The organism is Mesorhizobium sp. ArgA1 (genome assembly GCF_053714375.1).
Genome location: NZ_JBSKBQ010000001.1, coordinates 1,480,684 through 1,500,161 on the forward strand (window position 1 = coordinate 1,480,684; position 19,478 = coordinate 1,500,161).

Here is a 19,478-nt window from a genome sequence, read left to right on the forward strand (position 1 = left end):
ATCGCTACACCGTGAACAAGTCAAGAACATACCTAGCCGGCAATCGCCATCCTGTAAGCGATGCTCTGCCGGTGATGCGCGTGACAGATGGCGATGGCCAGCGCGTCGGCGGCATGTTCGGTGTCGAACGTGGCTTTCGGCAACAGCACCTTGACCATCATATGGATCTGTTTCTTGTCGCCATGGCCAACGCCGATCACGGCCTTCTTGACCGCATTGGGCGCGTATTCGGCGACGACAAGGCCCGCGCGCGCCGGCACCAGCATGGCTATGCCGCGCGCCTGGCCGAGCTTCAGTGTCGCCACCGCATCCTTGTTGACGAAGGTTTGCTCGACGGCCGCTTCGTGCGGCATGGCCGCATGCAGGATCTCGGCCAATCCGTCATGCAATTGACAAAGCCGAGTCGCCAGCGCCGCCTTGTCGTCTGAGCGCACAGTGCCCGAGCCGACGAAGCGCAGCGAATTGCCGAGGCTTTCGACGATGCCCCAGCCGGTGCGCCTAAGCCCCGGGTCGATACCGATGATGCGAATCGCTTCCCCCATCCGCCAAGTCTACCTCCGGCGGACAGCGATGCCAGCGAAATGTGAACAAACCGGAAACGGGAGGCGTTTAACCCCGGGCGAAAGCCGTGTTCAGCAGCGTGATCTGGTCGGAAACCGGATTGACGCGGCGGACGGCGGGCGGCGTTTCGGCGAACGCGCCGCCATAAATCTCCTCGTCCATGCGGCGCACCAGCGCCTGCAGGCGCAGCGAACGGGTGACGAGGTCGAGGAAATCCTTCGGCAGTTCGTTCCAGCCGACCGCTTCGTCATACGCCGACGCGGTGTCGAGACGCACCTTGGATTTTTCCGAAGCGACCTGGTCGCGGGTCATCTCGCCGGAATTCGCCGCCCGCTGCAAAAGCAGCCAGGAGGCAACCTGCATCAGCCTGGTGGTCAGCCGCATCGATTCGGCCGCATAGAGCGTCGCCGCCAGCCTGGACAGCTTTTTCGCCTCGGCCCGGCCCTTGCCGTCGAGATATTCGGCTGCCTGCTCAACCAGGCCCATGCCTTCCTGGTAAAGCGGTTTGAAGGATTGGGAGAAAACCCGGCGTTCCGCCAGTTTGATGGTTTTCGCGCTGCCTTTCGAAGGCTCGTTCATCGTACGCCCCTGCACTGCCCCGTCGGCTGATTCGGCTTCTTCGCCGTCACGCCGGCACCCTAGATGACTGAGGCTTGAAAATGCGCTTCACCGCTGGTGAAGGCAAGCACATGTTTAACAAACGGTTAACGCCGGCGCATGGGCGCGAGGCAGCCCAAAATGCGAACAAAAAAAGAGCCGCGGATAAGGCGGCTCTCAGGAGTTTAACAGGGAGGCGTCAAACGAAGTGGCTCCAACCACTCGGTAAGAATCCAGATAACTGGATGCACATAGTAAACACCTGTAAAGCTTAATGAACCCTTAACGGCGCGGATATTTCTTGATCGACCGCTGCCCTTCTGTGCCGTATCAGCACAACGGCCTTCGGGACGTAATCGTCAGCTTGCTCAAGCCTGCTTCCAGATAGCCGGCAAGGAAATGAAGGCGAAGAGCAGCATTCCCAAATAAGCCCCATCGAGAGAGCCTGTCCGGTTTTTAAATGACCGCCCGTCTGGCATTCGGGCGTGCCGTCACAGGCTTGCGGCCACATGAGTGATCAAACTGCGGTAACAGGCTGGAGCGCCGACGCGACATCGTTCCGAAACACACGTTGCGCTAAACGCCCGCTCCTCACACCGTCGCGCGCAAATCCGTGCCGCCGCAACCCATCGGAACTGCCCAGGAGAAACCTATGGACTGGTATTCGATCGTCAAATTCCTCCACGTCGTCACAGCCATTTTGTGGGTCGGCGGCGGGTTCGTACTGTTTCTGCTGGGAGTGCTTGCCGAGCGTGCCGGCAGCGTCGAGGAAAAGTTGCAGGCGATACGCGCCAGCGGACAGTTGGGCGGCCGGTTTTTCGCGCCGATGTCAATGTTGACCCTGATCTTCGGCCTTATCATGTGCAGCTTCTGGGTCGGCTTCGCCGATCTATGGATCGTCATTGGTCTCATCGGCTACGCCACAACCTTCTCAATCGGCATGTTCATCTTCAAACCGATCGGCGAGCGTCTGGGGGCTATGATTGCCAAGGAGGGCGTCTCGCCTGCTGTCCTAGCCATGGCACAGCGCATGACGATCGCGGCGCGCTTCGACTATGCGGTGATGCTGGCGGTCATCGCCGACATGGTACTTAAACCAACCGCGAATGACTTCGGAATCATCGCCGCCATGGCAGTGGTCATCCTTGCAGGTGCCATGCTGGCCTTTGGTGGCAACCGGCGCCTCACGCCGAGCGCCGCCTGATTGCGGCAGATGGTGAAGGCGGCCGCATGGTTGCCTCTCCTCTACAACAGGCCGGCGATTCCGTCCCACAGCAGCTTGACCGCGACCACGGCCACGGTCGCATAGGTGAAGGGATAAAAGATTTCCGGCCGCATGCGCCGCACCAGCCAGGCGCCGGCAATGGTAGCCAGCGGCGCCAGCGGCATCAGCACGGCGGACGCCGTCAGGTTGGCGGTGTCGAACTGGCCAAGCGCGAAATAGGGGATCAGCTTCAGCGCATTGGTGGCGGCAAAGAAGATCGCCGATGTTCCGGACAACACCTTCGGGTCGAGCCGGATCGGCAGCGCATAGACCTGGAATGGCGGTCCGCCGACATGGGCGACGAAGCTGGTGAAGCCGGCAACGGTGCCCCAGAAGGCGGCGGCGATGCGGTTGGGCGCCGCCGCATGGTCGGAACCGTGGCGGAACTGCAGATAGAGCCAGCGCAGCACGAAGATCAGCGCGACAGCGCCGACGATGAGCCGCACCATTTCTTCGGTAACCAGGGCTGCCGTCAGCCAGCCCAGCCCAATGCCGATCAGCGCGCCCGGCATCATGTCGACCAGCATCTTGCGGTCATAGACGCCCCACCACGTCCACACCGAAACGATGTCCATCAGGCACAGGATCGGCAGCAGGATGGCGGCCGCCTGCACCGGCGGCATGGCCAGCGCCATCAGCGGCACGCCGACGAAGCCGACGGCGCCGCCGAAGCCGCCTTTCGACAGGCCGACAAGAATGACCGCCGGAATGGCGGCGGCATAAAACCACGGATCGCCGAGCAGACCTGACATGGGATGAAGGCGGCTGGAGGGAAGACAGTGACCCCTGCAATAGCCCACAAACCCGTGCGCCGCGACAGCGAAAATTGCGGCAACGGCGATCAACTGTGCGTAATTCGCCGTTTCCCGATTTGCGGCAGGGCTGCCGCCGATGCATAACGTCGCCATCCCTACGCACCAGGGGTTTTGACAATGAGCGAAATCCACATCCGTCGCGCCGAGATAACCGATCTTCCGGCCATCGTTGCCATGCTTGCGGACGATTCCCTCGGACGCAGCCGCGAAGACGCCAGCGAACCGCTGGCCAAGGCCTATCTCGATGCCTTTGCGGCTGTGAACGCCGACCCCAACCAGTCTCTGGCCGTCATGACGGCCAACGGCGAGGTGATCGGCACGCTGCAGATCAGCTATCTTGCCGGCTTGTCGCAGCAGGGCGCTTGGCGCGGCCAGATCGAGGCTGTCCGCGTTGCCGCCGATCGGCGCCGCGAAAGGCTGGGGCAGCGCATGCTGGAATGGGCGATCGAACAGTGCCGCGCACGCGGCTGCAAGATTGTCCAGCTGACCACCAACAAGAGCCGCCAGGACGCGCATCGCTTCTACGATCGGCTCGGCTTCAAGGCCAGCCACATCGGCTACAAGCTGGAGCTTTAGAGAGCAATTCCAGGAAAGCCGCTTAGCCCAGCGGCGGCGGGCGCCGGCGGATCGGCTGCGCCTTGATGATGGCGGTGCTGGTCTCGGCCTTGTCGGCGATGCGGTCGAGCAGCTTGTCGAGCTCGCCCATCGACCGCACGTAGAGCCGGGCCACGAAACAGTCGTCGCCGGTGACCTTGTCGCACTCGCCGAATTCGGGAATCTCCTCGATCAGCTGCTGCACGATGTGCAGCTTGCCGGGCAGCGGCCGCACGCGCACGATCGCCTGCAGCGGATAGCCCAAGGCCTCAGGATCGATCTCGACGGTGAAGGCGCGGATGACGCCGCGTTCCTCAAGCCGCCGCAGCCGTTCCGAGACGCTTGGCGACGACAGCCCGACCTGGCTCGCCAGCTCCTTCAGCGAGGTCCGGGAATCCTTGACCAGTATGTCGAGAAGTTTCCTGTCCAGCTCGTCCAGCATTTCAATTCTCCGGAAAACGGCACATAGGCCTTATTAAATAAGGCAACCATCGCATATCACCTTTAGCAACGCATATAAACCCTCTGCCGCGCATGAGATTATCAAGCCTCAACAGCTTGCAGAGGTATCCCCATGGACAGCACGGTGCGCGGCACGATCGAGATGACGGCGGCGATGACAATCATCGGCACGATCGGCTGGTTCGTCGTCATGTCGGGTCAGCCCGTCATGGACGTGGTGTTCTGGCGTTGCGCTTTCGGCGCGGTGGCGCTGCTCATCACCTGTGCCGCACTTGGGCTGCTGCGCGGCAGGCTGACGTTGCGCATTCTTGCCATTGCCGCGCTCGGGGGCGCGGCCATCGTCATCAACTGGCTGTTGCTGTTCAGCGCCTTCTCCCGCGCCTCGATCTCCATCGCCACGGCGGTCTACAACACCCAGCCCTTCATGCTGGTCGGCTTCGGTGCGCTGTTCTTCGGCGAGCGGCTGACCCTGGCCAAGCTGACCTGGCTCGGTATCGCCTTCGCCGGCATGCTGCTGATCGTGCAGACAGGGCCTGATGCGGGTCTCGGCTCCGGCATCACCGGCACCGATTATGTCATCGGCATCGTCATGGCGCTTGGCGCCGCCTTCTTCTGGGCTGTCGCCGCAATCGTCGCCAAGAAGCTCAAGGGCACCCCGCCACATCTGATCGCGCTGATCCAGGTCTGCGTCGGCGTCGTCATGCTGGCGCCCTTTGCCAACCTTTCCCATTTGCCTGCCGACACCTGGAGCTGGGCCATGCTGGTCACGCTTGGCGTTGTCCACACCGGCCTGGTCTACATATTGATGTATGGCGCCATCCAGAAACTGCCGACGCATCTGCAGGGGTCGCTGTCCTTCATCTACCCTGTCGTGGCGATCCTGGTCGATGTCGTTGCCTTCGGCCACCGTTTGCACCCGGCCCAGCTCGTCGGCGCCGCCGCCATCCTGATCGCGGCCGCAGGCATGAATCTCGGCTGGACATTGTGGAAAGCCAAACAGCCGGCCGAAAGCCCGCAAGCCGTCAAATGAGCGGCCGGGCGACCGCCTCCTGCGGTAGTAAACCAAAGCCATAGCATCGATCCCCGCCCGCCTGTTCAAGGCGGGCGGTTTGCTCTATGCCGCAATGCAACCATCTTCGCCCGGCATAGGCGAAACCCGGGATCGAAAGCCAATGAACGACGCAACACCCCCCAACCGCTGCCGCATCGTGCTGATCGCGCCCAAGGACGCGCCGGCCGAGCGCATCGCCGCGGCCTTCGAGGGCGGCGATGTCGCTTCGCTGATCCTGCCCGAGAACGGCATGGACGAGGCTGCCTTCCAGGCTTTTGCGGAACAGATCGTGCCGGCGGCGCAGGCGGCCGGCATCGCCGTCATCATCGCCGGCGACACCCGCATCGCCGGCCGCGTTCAGGCCGACGGCATTCATGTCGAGGTCTCCAAGGACGCACTCGCCGAGACCATCGAACACTTCCAGGGAAAGATGATGGTCGGCGCCGGTGGCGCCAAGACGCGCGACGACGCGCTGGAGCTCGGCGAAACCAGGCCCGATTACATCTTCTTCGGCCGCTTCGGCTACGACAACAAGCCGGAGCCGCATCCGCGCAATCTGTCGCTCGGCCGCTGGTGGGCCGACATGATCCAGATCCCATGCATCGTCATGGCCGGATCGGAACTGGCCTCGGTCGAGGCGGTGGCGGACACCGGTGCCGAATTCGTGGCGCTGTCCAGCGCTGTCTTCGCCGACGGCGTCGATCCGAAGGCGGCGATTGCTGCCGCCAATATGCTGCTCGACCAAACCGCGCCGCGCTTCGAGGACTGACGTGCGCCGTCCCGGACTTCCTCTCGCGATTCTCGTTGCGGCCTTGATGAGCGGTGCAGCGATTGCGGCGGAAACCGTTCCTCTGCCGCAGCCGAGGCCCGATACCGGCACACCCGACATCAGCGCGCCGGCTACGGGCGCCCCCGATGCGGGTGCCGCAAAGGCCGGTGCCCCTAAGGCCGATGCCACCGATTCCGGGGTTCATGTCGACAAGCCGATCGAAACCCCGCTGCCGCAACCCGCGACGACCGCTCCGCTGCCCTCGGCCGACGCCATCAATCCCGAGCGCTTCGGCGCCAAGCCGGCGGACCCTGCCTACGGCGCTTTCCAGCGCGGCCTCTACAAGACCGCCTACAATCTGGCGCTGGTGCGGGCCCAGAATGGCGACCCGGCGGCGCAGACGCTGGTGGCCGAGATCCTGTCGCGCGGGCTGGGGGTGCCGCTCAATCCTGCCGAGGCCGCCAAATGGTATGCGCAGGCCGCCGAGCAGGGCATCCCGGAATCGCAATTCCAATATGCGCTGATGCTGCTCGATGGCCGCTACGTCAAGAAGGACGAGAAGGGCGCGTATGCGTTGATGCAGGCCGCTGCCGAGGCCGGCAACCGCCTGGCGCAGTTCAACTTCGCGCAGCTGCTGGTTCAGCAGGATCCGGGCGATGCCGGCATCGCCAGGGCCGTGCCCTATTATGAGCGCGCCGCGGCGACCGGCCTTGCCGATGCCCAGTATGCGATGGCGCAGGTGTATGCCAATGGCGTCGGCGGCAAGCAACGCGACGACGCAAAGGCGCGCCGCCTGCTGGCGCAGGCTGCCAGGCAGAACTACGACACCGCGCAGATCGATCTTGCCGCCTGGATGATCGAGGGCCGCGGCGGTGTTCGCGACCTGAAATCCGGCTTCAACTGGATGAAGCAGGCGGCCGAAGGCGGCAACGTCGCCGCCCAGAACCGTCTGGCAAAGCTCTATATGGGCGGCATCGGCACCGATCCCGACCTGGTCCTGGCCGGGGCCTGGTACGTGGTCGCCCGCCGCGCCGGCCTAATCGACCCGGAGATGGACGATTTCCTGCAAGGGCTGGCCGACGACCAGACCAAGCAGGTGCTGCAGAAGGCAAACCGCCTGCCCTGACGCCTTTTTCGGCAAACAGCTGCCGAAGGGCGTGACGCTTGTCGAAACGGGGGCAATCGACCTGTCCCTGCAGGGCGTCGCCCTGCGATCGCCGCATATCCATCGGCTGGCGAAGGTCGCCTACGCCATCGCCGAAGCGGTCGGTACGGTCGTCAATCAGCACGGCTGATAGTGTCTGCGTCGGCGCCGCATCCAGTACCCGACTTGCTGATATCGATGCCTTCCGGTCGGCGCCGACCTGCCCGCTCCCTTGCCTCTTTGGGGGATTTGTGGTCTTGGGGGCCCGAAATCGCTTGTCCAGCGACCATCTCATTCCCGGATCAACATCATCATGGCCAAGATCAATGGCAACGAAATCCGTCCCGGCTATGTCATCGAGCACGATGGCGGGCTCTGGGTGGCGGTCAAGACCAACACCGTCAAGCCCGGCAAGGGCGGCGCCTACAACCAGGTCGAGCTGAAGAACCTGATCAACGGCACCAAGCTCAATGAGCGCTTCCGTTCGGCCGAGACCGTCGAGCAGATCCGGCTCGATCTGAAGGATTTTTCCTTCCTCTACGCACAGGACGACGCTCTGGTGTTCATGGACACCCAGAGCTACGAGCAGCTCGAATTGGCGAAGGATTTTGTCGGCGACCGTGCCGCCTTCCTGCAGGACGGCATGATGGTGACGGTCCAGCTCTATGAGGAAAGGCCAATCGGCATTTCGCTGCCGGATCAGGTGACGCTGACCATCACCGAGGCCGACCCGGTGGTGAAGGGCCAGACGGCGGCGTCCTCCTACAAGCCGGCGGTTCTGGAAAACGGCATCCGAGTCCTGGTGCCGCCATTCATCGGCGCCGGCGAACGCATCGTCGTCGACACCAACGAACTCACCTACATGCGTCGCGCTGACTGATGCATGTCGCCCAAAAGTGGCCCCGGTTCCGGGTCACCGACATGCATCAAGACCAAGGTACGAAGCAGGAAGAAATACGATGGCACGCTCAGCACTTCTCAATGTCATGGTCCAGGCCGCCATGAAGGCCGGCCGCTCGCTGTCGCGCGACTTCGGCGAGGTGCAGAACCTGCAGGTGTCGATGAAGGGGCCTGGCGACTATGTCAGCCAGGCCGACCGCAAGGCCGAGGACATCCTGTTTGCCGAACTGTCGAAGGCGCGGCCGGGCTATGCCTTCCTGATGGAAGAGCGCGGCGCGGTCGAAGGCGACGACGACCAGCACCGCTGGATCGTCGACCCGCTCGACGGCACCACCAATTTCCTGCACGGCATCCCGATCTTTTCCATCTCGATCGCGCTGGAACGCCAGGGCCAGCTCGTCGCTGCCGTCATCTACAATCCGGCAATGGACGAACTCTACACGGCCGAGCGCGGCGGCGGCGCCTTCATGAACGATCGCCGGCTTCGCGTTGCCGGCCGCAGCAAGCTGACCGACTGCGTTATCGGCTGCGGCGTGCCACACCTCGGCCGCGGCCAGCACGGCAATTTCCTCGTCGAACTGCGCAATGTGATGGCCGAGGTCTCGGGCGTGCGCCGCCTGGGTTCCGCCGCACTCGATCTCGCCTTAGTCGCCGCCGGCCGCATGGACGGTTTCTGGGAAACCGGCCTGTCGGCCTGGGACATTGCCGCCGGCCTGCTGCTGGTCCGCGAAGCCGGCGGCTTCGTCTCCGACATGGATGGCGGCCAGGACATGCTGGATAACGGCTCGGTCGTTGCCGGCAATGAAGTCATTCAGCGCGCGCTGCTCAAGGCGGTGAAGAAGCCGCTTTCCGCACGCTGACAGGAGTGCCGCGCTGAAGCGCCGCAGTCGTAAAACCGCAACCAAAGCTTGAAATACTGCCCGGCGACCGCCCAGATAGGGAGCGATGCAGGACTTCGCGCATGCCGCCGCTATCCCCGCCAGAATCGCCAATTGAGATCCCCCCAATGGAGATCCCGTTTGTCGGGCGCTGGCACTATTCGCGTGCGGAGATGATCGCCGACGGCATCGTCCATGCGGTCGGCATCGTGCTGGCGATAGCTGCGGGCTCGGCCTTGCTGGCGCTGGCCGCCTTCCATGCCGGCCCCGGCGAATACATCGCCGCCGTCTTCTTTGTGGTGTCGCTGCTGACCGTGCTGTCGGTTTCGCTGACCTACAATCTGTGGCCGGTGACGTCGCCGGCGAAATGGATCTTGCGGCGGTTCGACCATGCCGCGATCTATCTCCTGATCGCCGCGACCTACACGCCCTTTCTGGCCCAGCTTGACGGCTCGCCGCTGGCGCTGCCGATGATTGTCCTTGTCTGGACCGCGGCATTGACCGGCATCGCCATAAAAGTGTTCCTGCCCGGCCGCTTCGACCGCCTGGCCATCGTCTTCTATCTCGCCATCGGCTGGAGCGGCATAGTTCTGGTCAAGCCGCTGGTCGCGACGTTGCCGACGACGTCGATCGCGCTGATCGTCGCCGGCGGCATCGTCTATTCGTGCGGCGTCATCTTCTTCGCCTGGAAGGGGCTGCGCTTCCACAATGCCGTCTGGCACGGTTTTGTCATCACCGGCGCCGGACTGCATCTTGCCGCCATGGTCGATTGCCTGGTCATCAACCGCCTCTAAACGGCGCAGCGCCGCCCGGTCTGTCGGGCAATATTGCCAAGCACCATTCAATTTGGTCACAATTCCGTTTAGAGTCGCGAATTACGTGATCGGCGGCACTGGAGCAACTCCAGGGAAATTGTGAGCGGTTTCCCGTTCGGAATTGCGTCAAGGCAAATAAGAGCATCGGAAACGGGGCACGGATGGCTTTTCTCAGATCCTTCGGCGTGGGCAGGCGTTCTGATGTCCTGATGTACGATCCGCACAAACTGTCGAGCCCGCAGGTTTTCCTCCTGACCATGGTCATCTTCCTGGTCATCGTCGCCTTCATCGCCGCCATCCTCACCCGCCAGATCTCGACCGCCTTCGGCAGCAATCCCGGCCTCAACGGCCTGATCGTCGGCGTGCTTGTGGTCGGCATCCTGCTTGCCTTCACACAGGTCGGACGGCTGTTTCGCGAAGTGCGCTGGGTCAACTCCTTCCGCGCCGGTTCCGAAACCACCGAGCCGGTGCTGCTGGCGCCGATGAAGGCGATGATCGGCCGTTCGTCGACGGTGGCCTTCTCGACGTCTTCGATGCGCACCATGCTGGATTCGATCGCCACCCGCCTCGACGAAAGCCGCGACACCTCGCGCTACCTTGTCGGACTGCTGGTGTTCCTCGGCCTGCTCGGCACCTTCTGGGGCCTGCTCAACACCATCGGCTCGATCCGCGAGACCATCGAAGCGCTCGACCCCGGCACCGGCGACGCCGCCGCCGTGCTCGATTCGCTCAAACAGGGGCTGTCGGCGCCGCTGGCCGGCATGGGCACCGCCTTCTCGTCCTCGCTGTTCGGTCTATCCGGTTCGCTGGTGCTCGGCTTCCTCGACCTGCAGGCCGGCCGCGCCCAGACCCGCTTCTACACCGAGCTTGAAAACTGGCTGTCTTCGGTCACCGATCTCTCCTCCGACATCGTCGTTGCCGATCCGGCCAAGAGCGAACCTTCCGACGAGATCCGCCTTCTGTCGGAACGGCTGCGCAGCATGCAGGAAAACGGCGGCGGCTCCAATCCGCGCGTCGCCACCGCGATGGCCAATCTCGCCGACGGCATTTCCGGCCTGGTCAAGAACATGCGCTCCGAGCAGCAGATCATGCGCGACTGGGTGGAAGCCCAGTCGGACGAGCAGAAGGCGATGCGCAACACGCTGGAAAAGATCGCCGACGCGCTGAAGAAACCCGGGGTGCATTAGCATGGCGCTCGCCAGGGGCCGGCGCACCGACCGCCGCATCGACTATTGGCCGGGCTTTGTCGATGCGCTGTCGACGCTGCTGCTCGCCATCATGTTCCTGCTCACCGTCTTCGTGCTGGCGCAGTTCCTGCTCGGCCGCGAGCTCTCCGGCAAGGATACCGCGCTCACACGCCTCAATTCACAGATCAACGAGCTGACCCAGCTTCTGGCGCTGGAGCGTTCGACGACGCAGGACAAGGACGATTCGCTGGCCAATCTGCAGGCGTCGCTGTCGGCGGCGGTAGCAGAAAAGAGCCGGCTGGAGCAATTGCTGGCGCAAGGTGCGGGCGCCGGCGACGCCGCCAACCAGCGTGCGGCTCAACTGGGCGGCGAACTCGACAACCAGCGCCAGATCAGCCAGCAGGCGCTGAGCCAGGTCGAGATCCTCAACCAGCAGATCGCGGCACTGCGCAAGCAGATCGGCGCGCTCGAGGACGCCCTCAACGTCTCTGAAACGCGCGACCGCGATTCCAACACCAAGATCGCCGATCTCGGCCGCCGGCTGAACGTCGCGCTGGCGCAGCGCGTACAGGAACTGAACCGCTACCGCTCCGACTTCTTCGGCCGCCTGCGCGAAATCCTCGCCGATCGCGAGAACATCCGCATCGTCGGCGACCGCTTCGTCTTCCAGTCGGAAGTGCTGTTCCCGACCGGCTCCGAAGTGATCAACGATGCGGGCAAGGTCGAGATGAAGAAGCTCGCCGACGCCATCATCGAACTGCAAAAGGAAATTCCCCCGGAGATCAACTGGGTGCTGCGCGTCGACGGCCACACCGACAACAAGCCACTGTCCGGCACCGGCCGCTACCGCGACAATTGGGAGCTGTCGACGGCGCGTTCGACCTCGGTGGTCAAATACCTGATCGAGAATGGCGTGCCCGCCAACCGACTGGTCGCAGCCGGCTTCGGCGAATTCCAGCCGCTCGACCCCGCCGACACCGAAGATGCCCGCAACAAGAACCGCCGCATTGAACTGAAGCTCACCGAACGGTGATTTTTAGTCACGCGAATTTGTTCGTCGGCTCAACTCTAGGGCGCAGGGCAGCCTCGGCAAGGCCTGAAAACATTATCTTTTTTTAATTACACTTCGCGTTTCTGGCCTCCTAATTTGCCGCGCAGGGCCGAGAACCGCCGGCGATGCCTGCCATCGCGACGCGACGGAACGCGACGGCCCGCGTCGGGAAGGTGGAGCGAAGCGCTCGCCCCTTCCACAGCAGGAGGAGACGCACATCATGCGCCCTTTGAAGACTCTCAGGACTGCAGCTTTCACAACACTTCTGATCGCCATACCGTTTACCGGCGCCTATGCCGCCGGCCACCACAGCAAGGGCGCCCTCGATGCCAGCGACCCGACCGACATGACCGGTCCGCGCGTGACCGGCCTGATCGAGCAGATACGGGGCGTCGACCAGGGCATCACCGACGCGCGTGCGGCCAACAGCATCTCCACCTCCGAGGCGCAACGGCTGCATCAGCGCGCCGCGCATATCAGCCAGGCCGCCGAACGGGTCGCCGGTTCGGACCATGGCAGGATCCCGGCTGCGCAGTACCACGACCTGCTGCGCCGCCTCGACAACGTCAACCAGAAGCTGATGGTCGATACCGGCAGCGGCTTCCTGATGGGCGATGGCTCCGACGGCGGCCACTATCCGAACGGCTGAGGTCCGCTCTTGATATCTCGAGAGTGAGGAAGGAACTGTCTGACGCCCGAGGGACCTGGCCCCAAGGGCGTCCTTTTTGTTACCAGCCGAGCCACAGCGCAGCGAGCGCCAGCACCGCCGGCACGGTCTGAATATACAGGATCTTCCTGCTGGCGGTCGCCGCGCCATAGAGCCCGGCGATGGCAACGCAAGCCAGAAAGAACACCTTGATCTGGAAACCGGTCGCGCCGAGATAGAGGCCCCAGATCAGCCCGGCGGCAAGGAAGCCGTTGTAAAGCCCCTGATTTGCGGCCAGCACCTTCGAGGCACTGGCGAAGTCCGGCTTGAGGTTGAACGCCTTGTGGCCACGCGGCGTATCCCATGCCACCATCTCCAGATAGACGATGTAGCAGTGGACCAGCGCCACCAGCCCCACCAGCATATTGGCGATCATGTCTTTCTCCCCCAGACGGCATCACGCCGTCGGGCCATATTGAGCACGGGCGGCACGGCATGCAAGGTTGCACCGCGTTGCGCGCATCAACCGACGCCCGCTAACCGGCACTTGTGCAGGGTTGCCAATGCCGCCGCATTGGTATCTTTTCCCGCCGTCCAAAACGCGGAACCTGCCATGTCCTTTCAGAAACTCGATGATCTCGGCCACAAGCTCGAAGCGCTGGAACATGCGCTCGCCATCCTCGGCGCCGACGAGGCGACCCACATGGCAGTCGGTGGCGGAGAGAAGCGCGCCGAAGCCATGTCTTCGCTTGCCGGCATGCTGCATGCCCGGGCGACGGCGCCGGAAATCGCCGACTGGCTCGCCGCCGCCGAACAAGAAGTGCTGAACGAGGAGCAGCAGGCGGCGGTCCGGGAATTGCGCCGGCAATACACCAACCTGACCTGCCTGCCGGTCGAATTCGTCGAGCGCCAGACGGTGGCGCGCATGCGCTCCGAGCAACTCTGGCGTGACCTGCGCGCCAAGAATGCCTGGGCCGGCTTCCTTCCGGCACTCGAAGGTGTCATCGCGCTGGTGCGCGAGGAGGCAGCGCTGCGCGCCGAAGCGCTCGGCCTCGATCCCTACGACGCACTGATGGAGCAATATGATCCCGGCAACCGCGCCGCCGACATCACGCCGGTCTTCACCGAGCTGAAGACCTTTCTGAAGGGCTTCGTGCCGGAGGCGTTGGCCGTGCAGGAAGCACGGCTGGCCAAGCGCCCGCTGAAGGCGCTCTCCGGCAGCTATCCGATCGACAAACAGCGCGAACTTGGCCTCGCCATGATGGCGGCGGTCGGCTTCGACCTCACCCATGGCTCGCTGTCGGTGTCGCATCACCCATTCTGCGGCGGCGTGCCGAGCGACGTGCGCATAACCACCCGCTACAAGACTTCCGATTTCCTGTCGGCGCTTATGGGCGTGCTGCACGAGACCGGCCACGCGCTCTACGAGCAGAACCTGCCGAAGGCCTGGGCGCACTGGCCGCTGGGCAAGGCACGCGGCATGGCCGTGCACGAAAGTCAGAGCCTGTTCGTCGAAAAGCAGATCGGCCGCAACCCGCAATTCTGGCGCTGGGCGCTGCCCGTGGTCGAAAAGTATCTCGGCGAAGCCTGGTCGCTCGACGACATCCTGCCGCATGTGCATCGGGTCGAGCGCGGCCTGATCCGCGTCGACGCCGACGAGGTCACCTACCCGCTGCATGTCATCCTGCGCTACGAGCTGGAGCAGGAGCTTGTCTCGGAGCGGCTGCGGGCCGCCGACCTGCCAGAGGCGTGGGACGCCAAGATGCGGGAGTATCTTGGCCTGTCGACCATCGACAACCCGGCCGACGGGCCGATGCAGGACGTGCATTGGCCAGGTGCGGCCTTCGGCTATTTCCCGTCCTATACGCTGGGCGCGATGATGGCGGCGCAGCAATGGGCGGCGCTGACCAGCGAGCATCCTTCTGCCGACGACGATCTTGCCAAGGGCAATTTCGCCGCCATCAACGACTGGCGCCGCGACAAGATCTGGTCGCAGGGCTCGCGCTGGTCGACGCCCGAACTGCTCGAGCGCGCCACGGGCGAGAAACTGAATGCCGCGCATTTCACCAATCATCTGAAGCAGCGCTACGGGGCCGACTAGTTCCGGCTGCTGCAGGCCCCAAAAACATCGGCCGATGGGCTTTACTTCTGCCGGAAAGCCTCTGAAAAAGAGTTGTTTTTGGAATTGCGTCCAAACAAAGGGATAGAGCGGTTCAGCATTTCCGTGAAACGCTGAACCGGTCTAGAGTTGGCGAAGCTGGATGTCGGCGTGTATTGGTTTTCGTGTGATCAAGTCTTGCTGGCGGCTCATCGGCCTCGCCCTCTTTCTGATCAACCTGAGTTCTCCGGCCCTGTCCGACGACGTGGTCCTTGTCGGACCGGCGCCGGCCTGGACCAGGCTGATCGATGTTCCCTCGGCTGACGCCACCCGATCCGACCAGATCAGGAACGGCATCTCGTGGCTGCTCTCGGACGACCAGATCGTCCATCGCAGCGGCGGCTACGACCAGTACTCGCGCACGGTCTACAAGATCGTCGACCGGCCCGGCCTTGAGCAGGGCGCCGGGATCAACCTGCAGTTCGATCCGTCGCGCCACAAAGTCACCTTGAACCATTTGCGCATCATCCGCGATGGCGCCGTGATCGACCGGCTGGCAAGCACGAAATTCGATATTTTCAGGCAGGAAAAGGACGCCGAGAAAGGCCTGTACGACGGCTGGCTGACGGCCCATGTCAACGTCGAAGATGTGCGTGTCGGTGACATTGTCGACTATGCGACGACCTACGAAATCACGCCGCTTGTCGGCAAGGATCTTTTCTTCTTCAGCTTTGCGACCGAGTGGGAAGAGCCGGTGGCGCTCATTCGCGCAAACATCACCTGGCCCGCCGGTCAGCCGCTTCAGATCAAGGCAAGGGGAACGGAACTCAAGCCGGTAATCTCATCGTCGGGATCGGACACGATCTATTTGTGGGAGATCCGCAATCCCGAACCGGTCAAGGTCGAGGACAACCTGCCGGTGCAGTACCCAGCCTGGGGCTCCGTCGACGTGGCCTCAACCGCAGACTGGCAAAGCGTCGTCGACGCCATAGCGCCCCACTACAGGCCGGTGACCGATTTTCCCGCCGATTTCGCAGCCAAGCTCGACGACATCGCCGTCAAGCATCCCGTCGCCGAAGACCGGATGATCCAGGCGACGCGGCTGGTGCAGGACCAGATCCGTTATGTCAGCCTGTCGATCGGTGCGGGATCCTATGTTCCGCGCGATCCAGCGACTGTCCTGCAAAGCGGCTTTGGCGATTGCAAGGACAAGGCATTGCTGCTTGCCTCGTCGCTTGTGCGACTCGGCATTTCTGCCGAAGTCGCCCTGGCCGATCTCGACCATGGGCGGGCCTTGGACCAGCACCTGCCGGCGCTGCGCGATTTCGACCATGCCATCGTCAAGGCGAAGATCGGAACCCAGACATACTGGCTGGATGCCACCAATGACCTCCAGGGTGGCAAGGCATACAATCTTGCGCAGGCCGACTATGGGTTCGCGCTGCCGCTTTCCAGCACCGGCGGATTGGAGAAGATGCCGACCCCGGAGCTCACCAGCCCATCGATCCAGGTCGCCGAGGAATTCGACTTTCCCGAGAAGCCGGGCGATCCGTTGTCGCTGACGGTCTTTTCCATGTACGAAGGCGCCGACGCCGACTCGATGCGCAACAGGCTGGCTGGCCAGTCGCTGACCGAGATGTCGGACAACTACCTGAAATATTACAGCAAGCAGTATCCGGGCATTCAAAGCACCGCAAAGCTGGAAATTCTGGACCGACGCGACGGCAACATCGTCAGCGTGAAAGAGAGCTATTCATTGCCGGCGCAGGCGCTGGCCGCCAACGACCTTGCCAAGAATTTTCCTGTCCAGGCGGCGGATCTCGGCAACTATCTCCCGACCCCGACCATCGTCGGCCGCCGCGGCCCCATATCCCTTGGCGTTCCGTATTACCGTCGACACAGCGTGACGGTGCGCAACCTCAAGGCGCGGTTTTCCGGCGAGGACATAAAAAACATCGTGACACCCTATGTGTCGCTGAAGACGTCGTGGAGCAACACAGCAACCGAATTCCGCGCCGAATGGAATTTGCAGACGCTGGCGAGCGAAGTCCCCGCCAACGTGATTGCGGATTACCTGAAATCCGTCGAGGACATCTCTAAGGACGTTCAGTGGGAGTATGACTTTACCTACGTCGACCCCCCGCCAGCCGAGGTGAAGGTCAGCGATCCGGACACGCAGCAGCGACAGATCATCGCCAGCATGTTCCTCTTGACCTTGTTCGTCGGCGTCCCGGTATTCATCGCTGTCCGGCGCGGGCGACGCCAGCCTGCCCGCGGCTGAACTCTATCTGCGCGGCAGCGCCTACTCCGCAGCACCCCTGAACGCGCTGGCGCCGGTTTCGAACTGCAGCTTGGCCAGTTGGGCATAGATGCCGCCTTTGGCGACCAGGCTCTGATGCGTGCCTTCCTCGACGATGCGGCCGCCATCCATGACCAGGATGCGGTCGGCCTTCAGCACCGTTGCCAGCCGGTGGGCGATGACGATGGTGGTGCGGCCCTGCATCAGCCGTTCCAGCGCCTTCTGCACCAGCGTCTCGCTCTCGGCGTCGAGCGCCGAGGTCGCCTCGTCGAGCAGCAGGATCGGCGCGTCGCGCAGGATGGCGCGCGCAATCGCGATGCGCTGGCGCTGGCCGCCGGACAAGGTCACGCCGCGCTCGCCGACCTGGGCATCATAGCCCTTGTCGAGTTTCAGGATGAACTCGTCGGCCAGTGCGTCCCTGGCCGCCGCCTCGATCTCGGCATTTGAGGCGCCCGGCCGGCCGAAGCCGATATTGTCGCGCGCGCTCGCGGCAAAAATGGTGACATCCTGCGGCACAATCGCGATACGCTCCCGGACATCGGCCGGATCGGCCTCGCGCACGTCGACGCCGTCAATGGCGATGTGGCCGGTCTCGGGATCGTAAAAACGCAGGATCAGCGAAAAGACCGTGCTTTTGCCGGCGCCCGAAGGGCCGACGATCGCCACGGTCTCGCCCGGCTTGACCTGAAAACTCAAGCCATGGACGGCGGCGCGGTCCGGCCTTGCCGGATAGGAGAAGGAGACATCGTCGAAGCTGATCGCGCCTTTCGCCTTGGCTGGCAGCGGCAGCGGCCTCGCAGGCGCCAGGATTGCCGGCTTCTCGTCGAGGATCTCGGTCAGCCTTTCGGCAGCACCTGCCGCCTGGGAGAGCTCGGCCCAGACTTCCGACAGCGCGCCGAGCGCGCCGGCGGCAAACACCGAATAGAGCAGGAACTGGCCGAGCGTGCCGGGCGACATCGTGCCGGCGAGCACGTCGCGTGACCCGAACCACAGCACCGCCACGACCGAGGAAAAGATCATGAAGATGGCAAAGAAGGTGAGCAGCGAGCGGGCGAAGATCGACGAACGCGCCGCCTGGAAGGCAGCCTCCACCGCGGCCGAGAACCGCCCGGTGACCAGCGTTTCGTTGGTGAAGGCCTGCAGCGTACGCACTGCGCCGATCTGCTCGCTGGCATAGGCGGTTGCTTGCGCCAGAGTATCCTGCGCCTGCCGCGATCGGCGCCGGACCGAGCGGCCGAAGGCGACCAGCGGCAGCACGATCACCGGAATGGCCGCGATGACCAAGCCGGACAGTTTCGGGCTGGTGACGATCATCATCGCCACCGCGCCGAGACCGAGGATGACGTTGCGCAGCGCCACCGAGGCCGTCGCGCCGACAGCGGATTTCACCTGCGTCGTGTCGGCTGCGAGCCGTGAGACGATCTCGCCCGATTGCGCGGTGTCGAAAAAGGCTGGCGACAGCGTCGTGACATGCGAAAACACATCGCTGCGGATGTCGGCCACAACCCGCTCGCCGAGCGTGATGACGAAATAGTAGCGGCCGGCCGATGCCGCAGCCAGAAGCGCGGCCATCGCCACCAAAGCGGCGAAATACTCGGCGATGAAGGTGGTGCCGGACGGGGTAAATCCGTGGTCGATCATGCGCCGCACCGCAAGCGGCAGCGTCAGCGTCGTCGCCGCCGCAATGGCGAGCGAAATGACGGCGCCGATGACCAGCTTGCGGTAGCGGGCGATGTAGGGATAGAGCCGCCTGAGCGGTCCGAGCGAGCGTCTGCGCTCGTCTTGCTCGCCGCTGATATCCGCCATGACCGTTTCCTCTGGCTGCTTCCAGGCCGTCGCTTTCAATATGCGCCTGCCGCGGCCTTGTGATTCAATTCCGGCTGATGTATAGGCTCGCCGACCGTTTTAGAAGCCGTGGCTTTCAATAGCTGCGGCTTCGAGTTTTAAAAAGGGGCGCATCGACGCAGGCCACCGGCCCGTCGGCAGCGCACAAGCCAGGAAACACGACAATGAAGGCCGACATCCATCCCGACTACCACACCATCAAGGTCGTCATGACCGATGGCACCGAATACATGACCCGTTCGACCTGGGGCAACGAAGGCGATACGATGAACCTCGATATCGACCCGACCACGCACCCGGCCTGGACCGGCGGCCAGCAGACCCTGCTCGACCGCGGCGGCCGCCTGTCGAAGTTCAAGAAACGCTTCGAAGGTTTCGGCCTCTAAGCTGGATACGCCTGCAGATTTTGAAAAAACCCGCCTTCGTGAACTGACCCCCGAAAGTTGGACACAACCTTCGGGGGTTTTGCATGTCCAGACACAGTGCGAGTTTCAAGCGCTCG

At 63.4% G+C, this 19,478-nt stretch carries 21 protein-coding genes; 15 read left to right on the forward strand and 6 right to left on the reverse strand.

All coding sequences use genetic code 11. The annotated features are described in order from the left end of the window. Positions 1–32: 32 nt before the first annotated feature. Positions 33–542 carry a crossover junction endodeoxyribonuclease RuvC gene (gene ruvC / locus ACWGTI_RS07280; RefSeq protein ID WP_454586427.1) on the reverse strand — a complete coding sequence of 170 codons (510 nt, stop codon included), beginning with the start codon at positions 540–542 and terminating at the stop codon, positions 33–35. Between the two features lie 67 nt (positions 543–609). Further along, a complete protein-coding gene (gene rcdA, locus ACWGTI_RS07285) occupies positions 610–1,140 on the reverse strand; it encodes a protease adaptor protein RcdA (protein ID WP_454586428.1) in 531 nt (176 codons plus the stop codon). A gap of 670 nt (positions 1,141–1,810) precedes the next feature. Between rcdA and ACWGTI_RS07290 the strand changes: the two genes are divergently transcribed. Then, complete coding sequence (locus ACWGTI_RS07290; RefSeq protein WP_454586429.1) at positions 1,811–2,362, forward strand: DUF2269 family protein; 552 nt, start codon at positions 1,811–1,813, stop codon at positions 2,360–2,362. 41 nt (positions 2,363–2,403) lie between these two features. On the opposite strand, the gene ACWGTI_RS07295 is transcribed toward ACWGTI_RS07290, so the two are convergent. After that, positions 2,404–3,174: a sulfite exporter TauE/SafE family protein gene (locus ACWGTI_RS07295; protein WP_454586430.1), complete on the reverse strand. Its 771-nt coding sequence runs from the start codon at positions 3,172–3,174 to the stop codon at positions 2,404–2,406. 180 nt (positions 3,175–3,354) lie between these two features. Between ACWGTI_RS07295 and ACWGTI_RS07300 the strand changes: the two genes are divergently transcribed. After that, positions 3,355–3,813 (forward strand): N-acetyltransferase family protein, encoded by a 459-nt coding sequence (locus tag ACWGTI_RS07300; RefSeq protein WP_454586431.1) that lies wholly within the window; start codon positions 3,355–3,357, stop codon positions 3,811–3,813. Positions 3,814–3,835: 22 nt separating this feature from the next. On the opposite strand, the gene ACWGTI_RS07305 is transcribed toward ACWGTI_RS07300, so the two are convergent. After that, on the reverse strand, positions 3,836–4,273 hold the full coding sequence (locus ACWGTI_RS07305; RefSeq protein ID WP_454572978.1) for an Lrp/AsnC family transcriptional regulator: 438 nt from the start codon (positions 4,271–4,273) through the stop codon (positions 3,836–3,838). Between the two features lie 132 nt (positions 4,274–4,405). Here ACWGTI_RS07305 and ACWGTI_RS07310 point away from each other — a divergent pair, with 132 nt between their 5' ends. From ACWGTI_RS07310 to ACWGTI_RS07355, 10 genes are all read left to right on the forward strand, one after another. Then, on the forward strand, positions 4,406–5,323 hold the full coding sequence (locus ACWGTI_RS07310) for a DMT family transporter (protein WP_454586432.1): 918 nt from the start codon (positions 4,406–4,408) through the stop codon (positions 5,321–5,323). 142 nt (positions 5,324–5,465) lie between these two features. Then, positions 5,466–6,113, forward strand: a complete 648-nt coding sequence (locus ACWGTI_RS07315) for a thiamine phosphate synthase (protein WP_454586433.1) — start codon at positions 5,466–5,468, stop codon at positions 6,111–6,113. 46 nt (positions 6,114–6,159) lie between these two features. After that, a complete protein-coding gene (locus ACWGTI_RS07320) occupies positions 6,160–7,239 on the forward strand; it encodes a tetratricopeptide repeat protein (RefSeq protein ID WP_454586434.1) in 1,080 nt (359 codons plus the stop codon). Positions 7,240–7,270: 31 nt separating this feature from the next. After that, positions 7,271–7,408: a hypothetical protein gene (locus tag ACWGTI_RS07325; RefSeq protein WP_454586435.1), complete on the forward strand. Its 138-nt coding sequence runs from the start codon at positions 7,271–7,273 to the stop codon at positions 7,406–7,408. A 162-nt stretch (positions 7,409–7,570) separates the two neighbouring features. Beyond that, positions 7,571–8,137 carry an elongation factor P gene (gene efp, locus ACWGTI_RS07330; RefSeq protein WP_454586436.1) on the forward strand — a complete coding sequence of 189 codons (567 nt, stop codon included), beginning with the start codon at positions 7,571–7,573 and terminating at the stop codon, positions 8,135–8,137. A gap of 79 nt (positions 8,138–8,216) precedes the next feature. Further along, the gene (locus ACWGTI_RS07335) at positions 8,217–9,017 is read left to right on the forward strand and encodes an inositol monophosphatase family protein (RefSeq protein WP_454586437.1); all 801 of its coding nucleotides are present in this window, start codon (positions 8,217–8,219) and stop codon (positions 9,015–9,017) included. A 146-nt stretch (positions 9,018–9,163) separates the two neighbouring features. Next, the gene (trhA, locus tag ACWGTI_RS07340; RefSeq protein ID WP_454586438.1) at positions 9,164–9,829 is read left to right on the forward strand and encodes a PAQR family membrane homeostasis protein TrhA; all 666 of its coding nucleotides are present in this window, start codon (positions 9,164–9,166) and stop codon (positions 9,827–9,829) included. Positions 9,830–10,011: 182 nt separating this feature from the next. Then, the gene (locus ACWGTI_RS07345) at positions 10,012–11,037 is read left to right on the forward strand and encodes a MotA/TolQ/ExbB proton channel family protein (protein WP_454586439.1); all 1,026 of its coding nucleotides are present in this window, start codon (positions 10,012–10,014) and stop codon (positions 11,035–11,037) included. Between the two features lies 1 nt (position 11,038). Continuing rightward, positions 11,039–12,070 (forward strand): peptidoglycan -binding protein, encoded by a 1,032-nt coding sequence (locus ACWGTI_RS07350; protein WP_454586440.1) that lies wholly within the window; start codon positions 11,039–11,041, stop codon positions 12,068–12,070. Between the two features lie 238 nt (positions 12,071–12,308). Then, positions 12,309–12,737: a hypothetical protein gene (locus ACWGTI_RS07355; protein ID WP_454586441.1), complete on the forward strand. Its 429-nt coding sequence runs from the start codon at positions 12,309–12,311 to the stop codon at positions 12,735–12,737. A gap of 79 nt (positions 12,738–12,816) precedes the next feature. Here ACWGTI_RS07355 and ACWGTI_RS07360 read toward each other — a convergent pair whose 3' ends face one another. Further along, on the reverse strand, positions 12,817–13,170 hold the full coding sequence (locus ACWGTI_RS07360; RefSeq protein ID WP_454586442.1) for a DUF1304 domain-containing protein: 354 nt from the start codon (positions 13,168–13,170) through the stop codon (positions 12,817–12,819). A 177-nt stretch (positions 13,171–13,347) separates the two neighbouring features. Between ACWGTI_RS07360 and ACWGTI_RS07365 the strand changes: the two genes are divergently transcribed. Together ACWGTI_RS07365 and ACWGTI_RS07370 are read left to right on the forward strand one after the other, a co-directional pair. Beyond that, complete coding sequence (locus ACWGTI_RS07365; RefSeq protein WP_454586443.1) at positions 13,348–14,835, forward strand: carboxypeptidase M32; 1,488 nt, start codon at positions 13,348–13,350, stop codon at positions 14,833–14,835. 160 nt (positions 14,836–14,995) lie between these two features. Next, entirely contained in the window at positions 14,996–17,113 is a 2,118-nt protein-coding gene (locus ACWGTI_RS07370) for a DUF3857 domain-containing transglutaminase family protein (RefSeq protein ID WP_454586444.1), read from the forward strand. 21 nt (positions 17,114–17,134) lie between these two features. Here the strand turns inward: ACWGTI_RS07370 and ACWGTI_RS07375 are convergent, their stop codons facing one another. Further along, positions 17,135–18,937 (reverse strand): ABC transporter transmembrane domain-containing protein, encoded by a 1,803-nt coding sequence (locus ACWGTI_RS07375; RefSeq protein WP_454586445.1) that lies wholly within the window; start codon positions 18,935–18,937, stop codon positions 17,135–17,137. A gap of 203 nt (positions 18,938–19,140) precedes the next feature. Between ACWGTI_RS07375 and rpmE the strand changes: the two genes are divergently transcribed. Continuing rightward, the gene (gene rpmE / locus ACWGTI_RS07380) at positions 19,141–19,362 is read left to right on the forward strand and encodes a 50S ribosomal protein L31 (protein ID WP_454586446.1); all 222 of its coding nucleotides are present in this window, start codon (positions 19,141–19,143) and stop codon (positions 19,360–19,362) included. The last annotated feature ends 116 nt before the right edge of the window (positions 19,363–19,478 follow it).